This is a genomic window from Kitasatospora sp. NPDC004240 (genome assembly GCF_053603215.1).
In genome coordinates this window covers 22,249-30,002 of sequence record NZ_JBSGFD010000101.1, presented here as the reverse complement: position 1 = coordinate 30,002, position 7,754 = coordinate 22,249, and the positions used below count along the sequence as shown (strand labels likewise).

Sequence of the window (7,754 nt, the reverse complement as noted above, 5' to 3'; positions counted from 1 at the left end):
CCGGCCGCAGCCGCCCGCCTCGGGGCAGCCGCCGCAGCCGCCGCAGGCCCGGGTGCAGCCGTCCGGGGCCCCGCAGCAGGCACCGGCCCCGCCGCCGCCCCAGCCTTCGCAGCCGCGGCCGCAGCCCGGCCCGTCGGCACCGGGCCCCGCACCGGCGCCCGCCTCCCCGCCGCCCCCGCCCGCCCCGACCCCCACTTCCACCCCCGGGCCCGTGCCGGTACGGGCCGCGGCGCCCGTACCGCCCGGGGCGACCGGGCACTTCCTGCTGCCCCCGGGCGCGCCCGTCCAGCTGCCGGCCCATCCGCCGCAGCGGCACGCGCCCGCCGGGCCGATAGCCGTCCTGCTGATCGGACCGGCCGGCGCCGGCAAGACCACGGTGGCCCGGCACTGGGCGGAGCGCCGCCCGACGCCCACCGCGCACATCAGCCTGGACGACGTCCGCGAGTGGGTGCAGGCCGGGTTCGCCAACCCGCAGTCCGGCTGGAACAACGCCTCCGAGGCGCAGTACCGGCTGGCCCGCCGCACCTGCGGCTTCGCCTGCCGCAACTACCTCGCCAACGGGATCTCCTGCATCATCGACGACGCGGTGTTCCCGGACCGCCCGGCGATCGGTCTCGGCGGCTGGAAGCGCCACATCGGCCCCGGCATGATCCCGGTGGTGCTGCTGCCGAGCCTGGACTCGGTGCTCAGCCGCAACGCCCGGCGCAGCGGCAACCGGCGGCTCAGCGACGAGGAGGTCGCCCGCATCCACGGGCGGATGGCCGGCTGGTACAACTCCGGGCTGCCGATCATCGACAACTCCCACCTGGACGTCGCCGCCACCGCGGCCGAGCTCGACCGGGTGATCCTCGCCCGGCTGATGGGCATCCCCGTCCGCTGATCCCGGCGGCACCGGACTGTCGGTGGGCGCTGCGATGATGGGGACGTCCTGCTGATCGACCGGGGGAGCTGACGCCCGTGCCCGAAGGCCACATCATCCACCGCCTGGCCGGGGAGAACCACCGGCTGTTCGGCGGCCGCCCGGTACGGGTCTCCAGCCCGCAGGGCCGCTTCGAGGAGGGCGCCGCGCTGATCGACGGCCAGGCCCTGACCGCGGCCGAGGCCAAGGGCAAGCACCTCTTCCTGGGCTTCGAGGAGGGCGCGTGGCTGCACGTCCACCTCGGCCTGTACGGCGGCTTCACCTTCGGCGAGGGCGAGGCCCCGGACCCGGTGGGCCTGGTCCGGCTGCGGCTGGCCAACGACGACGCGTACGCCGATCTGCGCGGCCCCACCACCTGTGAGCTGATCACCCCGGCCGAGAAGGCCGCCGTCGCCGCCCGGCTGGGGCCCGACCCGCTGCGCGCCGACGCCGACCCGGAGGCCGCCTGGCGGCGGATATCGGGCAGCCGTACGACGGTCGCGGCGCTGCTGATGGACCAGAAGGTGCTGGCCGGCGTCGGCAACGTCTACCGGGCCGAGGTGCTGTTCCGGCTCGGCATCAGCCCGCACCGGGCGGGCCGAGAGCTCTCCCGGGCCGAGTGGGACGCCGTCTGGACCGACCTGGTCGCCCTGATGCACGAGGGCGTCACCGCCGGCCGGATCGACACCGTCCGCCCCGAGCACACCCCCGAGGCCATGGGCCGGCCGCCGCGCGTCGACGACCACGGCGGCGAGGTGTACGTCTACCGCCGGGCCGCCATGCCCTGCCTGGTCTGCGGCACCGAGGTCCGGACCGAGGAGCACGCCGCCCGCAACCTGTTCTGGTGCCCCGGCTGCCAGCGGCGCTGACCGGCCGGCCCGGCCGTCGCGCGGGCCCGACACGTGCCCCGTCGGGTCCGCTCGGCGGGCGGATCGGGGCCCCGCTCCGTAGGCTCGACAGCATGTCTGATGCGTACGCGGCGCGGCGGGAACGGCTCAGGGAGTACTGCGGTGCGGTGGGGTCCGACGCCGCGCTGATCACCCGGGCGGCGAACGTCCGGTACCTCACCGGGTGCGCGCCGTGCGGGGCGACCCTGCTGGTGACCCGGGACCGGGTGGTGCTGGCACTGCCCGACGACCTGCCGCCGGACGACACCGGTGACCGGCAGATCGGCGAGGAGGTCACGCAGCTGGAGGTGGCGGCGGGGGCCGACACCGCGCTCGCGGCCGCCGCCGCGGCCGGGCGGCTGCGGGTGCGCGAGCTGGCGGTCGAGGAGCACGACCTGACCGTCACCCGGCACCGGGCGGTCGCCGGCCTGGCCGAGGGCGTCCGGCTGGCCGACCTCGCTCAGGCGGTGGAGCGGCTGCGGGTGGTCAAGGACGAGCACGAGATCGCCGACCTGCGGATCGCCGCCGAGATCGCCGACCAGGCGCTCGGCGAGCTCCTGGAGTCGATCCTGGTCGGCCGCACCGAGCGACACCTGGCGATGGAGCTGGAGCGCCGGATGATCGACCACGGCGCGGACCGGGCGGCCTTCCCGGTCTCGGTGGGCACCGGCAGCCACTCCGGCCAGGTGTCGCACCAGCCCACCGACCGCCGGGTGGAGGAGGGTGACTTCCTGACCGTGGTGCTGGGCGCCCAGTACCGCGGCTACGGGGTGTCCACCGCCCGGACCTTCGTGATCGGCGCCGCGCCGGCGCCCTGGCAGGTGGAGCTGCACCGGCTGGTGTTCCGCGCCCAGCGGGCGGGCCGGGAGGCGCTCGGGCCGGGGGTGGAGCAGTACGTACCCGACCAGGCCGCGCGGGAGATCCTCCAGGCGGCCGGGCACACCGAGTCCTCTCCGCACCCGGTCGGGCACGGCATCGGTCTGGAGATCCGGGAGGCGCCGCGCCTGGGCCCCTCGGACATGGGTAAACTGGACAGCCGCGTGCCGGTCACCGTCGGCCCAGGGGTCCACCTCCCGGGCAAGGGCGGTGTCCGGATCGAGGACACGCTCGTCGTACGCCCCCTCGAAGAGGGCGGGCCCGAGCTGCTCACCATCACCACCAAGGAGCTCCTCGCCCTGTGATCGGCGGCCGTCCCCCGGCCCCGGCGGCAGGACGCAAGCCTTGGTTCCTTGACAGCTATATCCAGGAGTAAGTGCGCCCGTGGCTTCCACGAACGATCTCAAGAACGGCATGGTCCTCAACCTGGACGGCAAGCTCTGGGCCGTCGTCGAGTTCCAGCACGTCAAGCCCGGCAAGGGCCCGGCCTTCGTGCGCACCAAGCTCAAGGAGGTCCTGTCCGGCAAGGTCGTCGACAAGACCTTCAACGCCGGCGTGAAGGTGGAGACCGCCAACGTCGACAAGCGCACCATGCAGTTCTCGTACAAGGACGGCGAGAACTTCGTGTTCATGGACATGGACACCTTCGACCAGCTCACCATCGAGCCGGCCACCGTGGGCGACGCCGCCAAGTACCTGCTGGAGGGCTTCGACGCCCTGGTGGCGCAGCACGAGGGCAAGCCGCTGTACGTCGAGCTCCCGGCCGCGGTCGAGCTGACGATCGCCGAGACCGAGCCGGGCGTCCAGGGCGACCGCTCCACCGGTGGCACCAAGCCGGCCACCCTGGAGACCGGCGCCGAGATCCAGGTCCCGCTCTTCGTGACCACCGGCGAGAAGGTCAAGGTCGACACCCGCGACGGCAGCTACCTCGGCCGGGTGAAGTAAGTCCGTGTCTGCTGCACGCAGCAAGGCCCGCACGCGAGCCTTCCAGATCCTCTTCGAGGCCGACCACCGCGGGGTCGACCCGCTGACCGTCCTCGCCGACTGGGTGGCCCGGGCCCGGGAGCCCAAGCCGGACGAGGGCACCCCGCAGGTCGGTGAGTACACCATGGAGCTGGTGGAGGGCTACGTCCGTCACGCCGGCCGGATCGACGACCTGATCTCCGAGTACGCGGTCGGCTGGACGCTCGACCGGATGCCGATCGTGGACCGCAACGTCCTGCGGCTCGGCGCGTACGAGCTGATCTGGGAGGACCGCGTCCCGGACGCGGTCGTCCTGGACGAGGCGGTCGAGATCGCCAAGGAGTTCTCCACGGACGATTCGCCGGCCTTCGTGAACGGCCTGCTCGCCCGCTTCCTGGAGCTGAAGCCCGGCATCCGCCGCTGAGGCGTCCGTACCCGTGGCCGTCGGCCCCCGAACGAGGGGGCCGGCGGCCATTGGTCTGTCCGGGGCGGTGGCGTATGTTGGGCTACCGACCGGTAACACAGTGGGCCGGCACACCAGCCGGCACGGGTGAAGGGCAGGCCACCGCACATGACCACGGCGATCCGCAGCGAGTTCGACCAGGGCATCGCGCTCACCCCGCACCCCGATCGGCCCGGCCGCTACGACGGCGAGCTCGGCGAGGGCTGGCTGATCGGCGGCGGCGTCAACGGCGGACTGCTGCTCGCGATGGCCGGCCACGCGCTCTCCCTGGAGCTCGGCGCCGGGGTAGGCGCCGGGGGCGGGATCGGGGCCGGGGTCGGGGCCGGGGGCGGCCACCCCGACCCGGTCTCCATCACCGGCTACTACCTCTCCGCCTCCGTGCCCGGCCCGGCCACCGTCACCACCGAGGTGATCCGCTCGGGCCGCTCACTGTCCACCGCCACCGCCTCGCTCTCCCAGGACGGCGTGGAGCGGCTGCGCGTGGTCGCGAGCTACGGGGACCTGGCGGACGCCGAGGGGGAGGTGCGCACCAGCGCCACCCCGCCGCAGCTGCCCCCGCCGGACCAGTGCGTGGGCGTCGAGCACGCCCCCAAGGAGCTGATCCAGCAGGCCGCCCTGCTGGAGCGCCTCGACCTGCGGCTCGACCCCGCCACCATCGGCTGGGCGCTCGGCCGGCCCTCCGGCAACGGCCGGATCCAGGGCTGGTTCAAGCTCGCCGACGGCCGCGAGCCCGACCCGCTGATGCTCCTGCTGGCCGCCGACGCGCTGCCGCCGGTCACCTTCGACCTCGGCCTGCCGGGCTGGGCGCCCACCATCGAGCTGACCGTCCACCTGCGGGCCCGGCCGGTGCCCGGCTGGCTGCGGGTCAGCCACGCCACCCGCAACCTGGCCGGCGGCTACTTCGAGGAGGACTGCGAGGTCTGGGACGAGTCCGGCCGGCTGGTCGCGCAGTCCCGCCAGCTGGCCCGCGCCCCGCGCCGGGCCTGACCGCCGCCCGACCCGGGTGCCGGGCCCGACGCCCCCGTCGCGCCCGGTCCACGCGGCCGACACGCCGTCTTCACGTACGGTTACAACTCTGTGACACGCCGTACGTGTGCGACACGCGGGGCTGGGGAGGAGAACGGTCAGCGGCACCCCCGCCGCTGACCGTGACCCGCCCCCAGGAGCCCCCGATGAGCCGCAACGGACGCGCCCGCCGCAGCACCGACTGCACCGCAGCCGGCCCCCGCCCCCGTACCCGGGCGGCGCGCGCCCCGCGCGAGCGGCACCGTCCGGCCCGGGACGAGCAGGCCTTCGTCACCGGTCTCCTGACCAGCGCCGAGGACTTCGAGCGGGCCCGCGCCTGGCGGCTCACCGACGCGCCCGACTTCGCGTGCTACCTGGCCGACGCCGCCGAGCTGCTCGCCGAGGCCCGGAGCACCTTCTCCGCCGTCCGGGCCCGGATGTTCCACCCGCAGGACTTCGCCGAGTTCTGCCTGCTGCACGGCCTCGACCCGGCCGAGCCCGCCGCCCGCGACCGCTACCTGGTCAATCCGGCGCTGCAGACCCAGCTGCTCCCGTACCAGGGCGAGGAGCTGGTCGGGGACTTCCTGCCGCGCCTGGAGCGCGCCCGGGAGAACGGGCTGACGCTGTGCCACGCCGACCTGCTGCTCGACGGGGGCCTGTACGAGCGGGAGCGCGAGGAGGTCCGGGCCGCCTACCGGCGCGGGGCCGAGGTGCTGCGGCGGATGCTGGTCGGGGCCGGCTGCGGGGTCTTCGAGTTGCGCCTTTCGGTGGAATCCGCGGGCGGGCCGTTGACGGCCGTGGCCAAGGTGCTCCAGTGGGAGGACGGCGTGGTGCGGATCAACGACGAGGACCTGGAGCTGGTCTGCGCGGTGCTCTGCGCGGGCCTGGCCCTGGAGCTGCCCGGGACGGCCCTGCTGCACGGCTCCCGCGGTTCGGCGCAGTCCTGCGGGGAGTACGTGCCGTCCGCCTGGGCGTGGCACAGCGGTGGCCCGGACTGGGCCCCGGCGGCCGGTCCGGTGCGGCTGGACGGTATCGGGGCGCAGCCGGGCTTCGTCCTCGGCACGGTCTGCTGACGCCCGCGCCGGCCCGCACGCGCGACGGCGCGGGCCCCGGATGACCGGGACGCCGCGCCGTGACGTTTCTGCTAGGGCGTGTCGGGCACGCCCTGGGACCGACCGTCCTGCCGGAGGGCAGGCGGACCGGGACGGACGAGCCTCAGCTCGCCTCCTCCTCGCGCACCGCACGGCGCGCGTCGGGGTTCAGCACACCCCAGGAGATCAGCTGCTCGGTGAGGATCGACGGCGACTGGTCGTAGATCACGGCCAGCGTGCGCAGGTCGTCCTGGCGGATCGACAGCACCTTGCCGTTGTAGTCGCCGCGCTGGCTCTGGATGGTCGCCGCGTAACGCTGCAGCGGGCCGGCCTTCTCGGAGGGCACCTGGGTCAGTCTCTCCAGGTCCAGCACCAGGCGCGGCGGCGGCTCGGCCGCACCACCGGGCGTACCGCCGGGCAGCAGCTCCTGCACGGGCACGCCGTAGAACTCCGCCAGCTCGGCCAGCCGCTGCACGGTGACCGCACGGTCGCCGCGCTCGTACGAACCGACGACGACTGCCTTCCAGCGCCCCTGGGACTTCTCCTCGACACCGTGCAGGGAGAGCCCCTGCTGAGTGCGGATCGCTCGGAGCTTGCCTCCGAGTTGCTTCGCGTAGTCGCTGGACATTGATCTCCCCGGACGAGATTGCTTCGCGTTCAGTGGTGGGTCACGACCGATAGCCGACGCCATTACCGGTGGGTTCGACGTCCGTCTCGTAACTCACTGTGAGGTTACGTAGAGTGAGGTAGTTGCGTCAAGCCGAATGGGGCAGTCGTGCGAATGGCCCCCATCGGCGACGTTAACCCGGTGAAGCGGAATGGTGGAGGTCCGTTTCGCCGTGGCCGCGCTGATACGATGGCCCAGGCCCGCGCCGCGCCGGCGGGGGTCGTCCCAGACATCCTTTAAGGCCCGTCCAGTGAGGCGGGGAAGGAGGTCCGCTTCGGCATGACCGCATCAGAGAACACCCCGAGGCCGCCGCACCAGGTGCTGGACGGCACGGACATCGCCCGGGTGATCACCCGGATCGCACACGAGATCGTCGAGCGCGCCAAGGGCGCGGAGGACGTCGTGCTGCTCGGCCTCCACACCAGGGGCGTCCACCTCGCCCGCCGGCTGCACGCCCGCCTGGCGCAGATCACCGGCAACGAGATCCCGCTCGGCACCCTGGACATCACCATGTACCGGGACGACCTGCGGCTGAAGCCCGCCCGCGCCCTGGAGCACACCGAGATCCCGTCCGGCGGCATCGACGGCAAGCTCGTCATCCTCGTCGACGACGTGCTCTTCTCCGGCCGCACCATCCGCGCCGCGCTCGACGCGCTCAGCGACATCGGCCGCCCGCGCGCCGTCCAGCTCGCCGTCCTGGTCGACCGCGGCCACCGCGAGCTGCCGATCCGCGCCGACTACGTGGGCAAGAACCTCCCCACCTCGCTGCGCGAGGCCGTGCAGGTCCGCCTCTCCGACACCGACGGCGTGGACGCCGTCCTGGTCGGCGACCGGGACTACACCGCCCGCAGCTCGCAGGCCCTGGCTCCCCAGCCGTCCGAACCGCACCTCCCGGAGTAACCCG

General features: G+C 74.0%; 9 protein-coding genes. 8 read left to right on the top strand and 1 reads right to left on the bottom strand.

The genetic code is table 11. The features are described 5' to 3' along the window. From ACWEQL_RS25320 to ACWEQL_RS25290, 7 genes are all read left to right on the top strand, one after another. Positions 1–880 (top strand): AAA family ATPase (locus tag ACWEQL_RS25320; protein ID WP_452152603.1); only part of this gene is annotated, 880 nt, incomplete at its 5' end. Between the two features lie 77 nt (positions 881–957). Next, a complete protein-coding gene (locus ACWEQL_RS25315) occupies positions 958–1,767 on the top strand; it encodes an Fpg/Nei family DNA glycosylase (protein ID WP_452152602.1) in 810 nt (269 codons plus the stop codon). Between the two features lie 92 nt (positions 1,768–1,859). Beyond that, the gene (locus ACWEQL_RS25310) at positions 1,860–2,966 is read left to right on the top strand and encodes a M24 family metallopeptidase (RefSeq protein WP_452152601.1); all 1,107 of its coding nucleotides are present in this window, start codon (positions 1,860–1,862) and stop codon (positions 2,964–2,966) included. 79 nt (positions 2,967–3,045) lie between these two features. Next, entirely contained in the window at positions 3,046–3,606 is a 561-nt protein-coding gene (gene efp / locus ACWEQL_RS25305) for an elongation factor P (RefSeq protein ID WP_452152600.1), read from the top strand. Between the two features lie 4 nt (positions 3,607–3,610). Continuing rightward, the gene (gene nusB, locus ACWEQL_RS25300) at positions 3,611–4,048 is read left to right on the top strand and encodes a transcription antitermination factor NusB (RefSeq protein WP_452152599.1); all 438 of its coding nucleotides are present in this window, start codon (positions 3,611–3,613) and stop codon (positions 4,046–4,048) included. 147 nt (positions 4,049–4,195) lie between these two features. Next, on the top strand, positions 4,196–5,074 hold the full coding sequence (locus ACWEQL_RS25295; RefSeq protein ID WP_452152598.1) for a thioesterase family protein: 879 nt from the start codon (positions 4,196–4,198) through the stop codon (positions 5,072–5,074). A gap of 185 nt (positions 5,075–5,259) precedes the next feature. Beyond that, positions 5,260–6,165, top strand: a complete 906-nt coding sequence (locus ACWEQL_RS25290) for a hypothetical protein (protein WP_452152597.1) — start codon at positions 5,260–5,262, stop codon at positions 6,163–6,165. A 142-nt stretch (positions 6,166–6,307) separates the two neighbouring features. Here the strand turns inward: ACWEQL_RS25290 and bldD are convergent, their stop codons facing one another. Continuing rightward, a complete protein-coding gene (bldD, locus tag ACWEQL_RS25285) occupies positions 6,308–6,811 on the bottom strand; it encodes a transcriptional regulator BldD (RefSeq protein ID WP_031072501.1) in 504 nt (167 codons plus the stop codon). Positions 6,812–7,129: 318 nt separating this feature from the next. Between bldD and pyrR the strand changes: the two genes are divergently transcribed. Further along, on the top strand, positions 7,130–7,750 hold the full coding sequence (gene pyrR, locus ACWEQL_RS25280; RefSeq protein ID WP_452152596.1) for a bifunctional pyr operon transcriptional regulator/uracil phosphoribosyltransferase PyrR: 621 nt from the start codon (positions 7,130–7,132) through the stop codon (positions 7,748–7,750). Positions 7,751–7,754: the final 4 nt, after the last annotated feature.

Bases quoted from the DNA above. Each gene is read 5' to 3' on its own strand.
- ACWEQL_RS25295 (WP_452152598.1), top strand. From the start codon at position 4,196: ATGACCACGGCGATCCGCAGCGAGTTCGACCAGGGCATCGCGCTCACC.
- ACWEQL_RS25290 (WP_452152597.1), top strand. From the start codon at position 5,260: ATGAGCCGCAACGGACGCGCCCGCCGCAGCACCGACTGCACCGCAGCC.
- ACWEQL_RS25310 (WP_452152601.1), top strand. From the start codon at position 1,860: ATGTCTGATGCGTACGCGGCGCGGCGGGAACGGCTCAGGGAGTACTGC.
- pyrR (WP_452152596.1), top strand. From the start codon at position 7,130: ATGACCGCATCAGAGAACACCCCGAGGCCGCCGCACCAGGTGCTGGAC.
- bldD (WP_031072501.1), bottom strand. From the start codon at position 6,811: ATGTCCAGCGACTACGCGAAGCAACTCGGAGGCAAGCTCCGAGCGATC.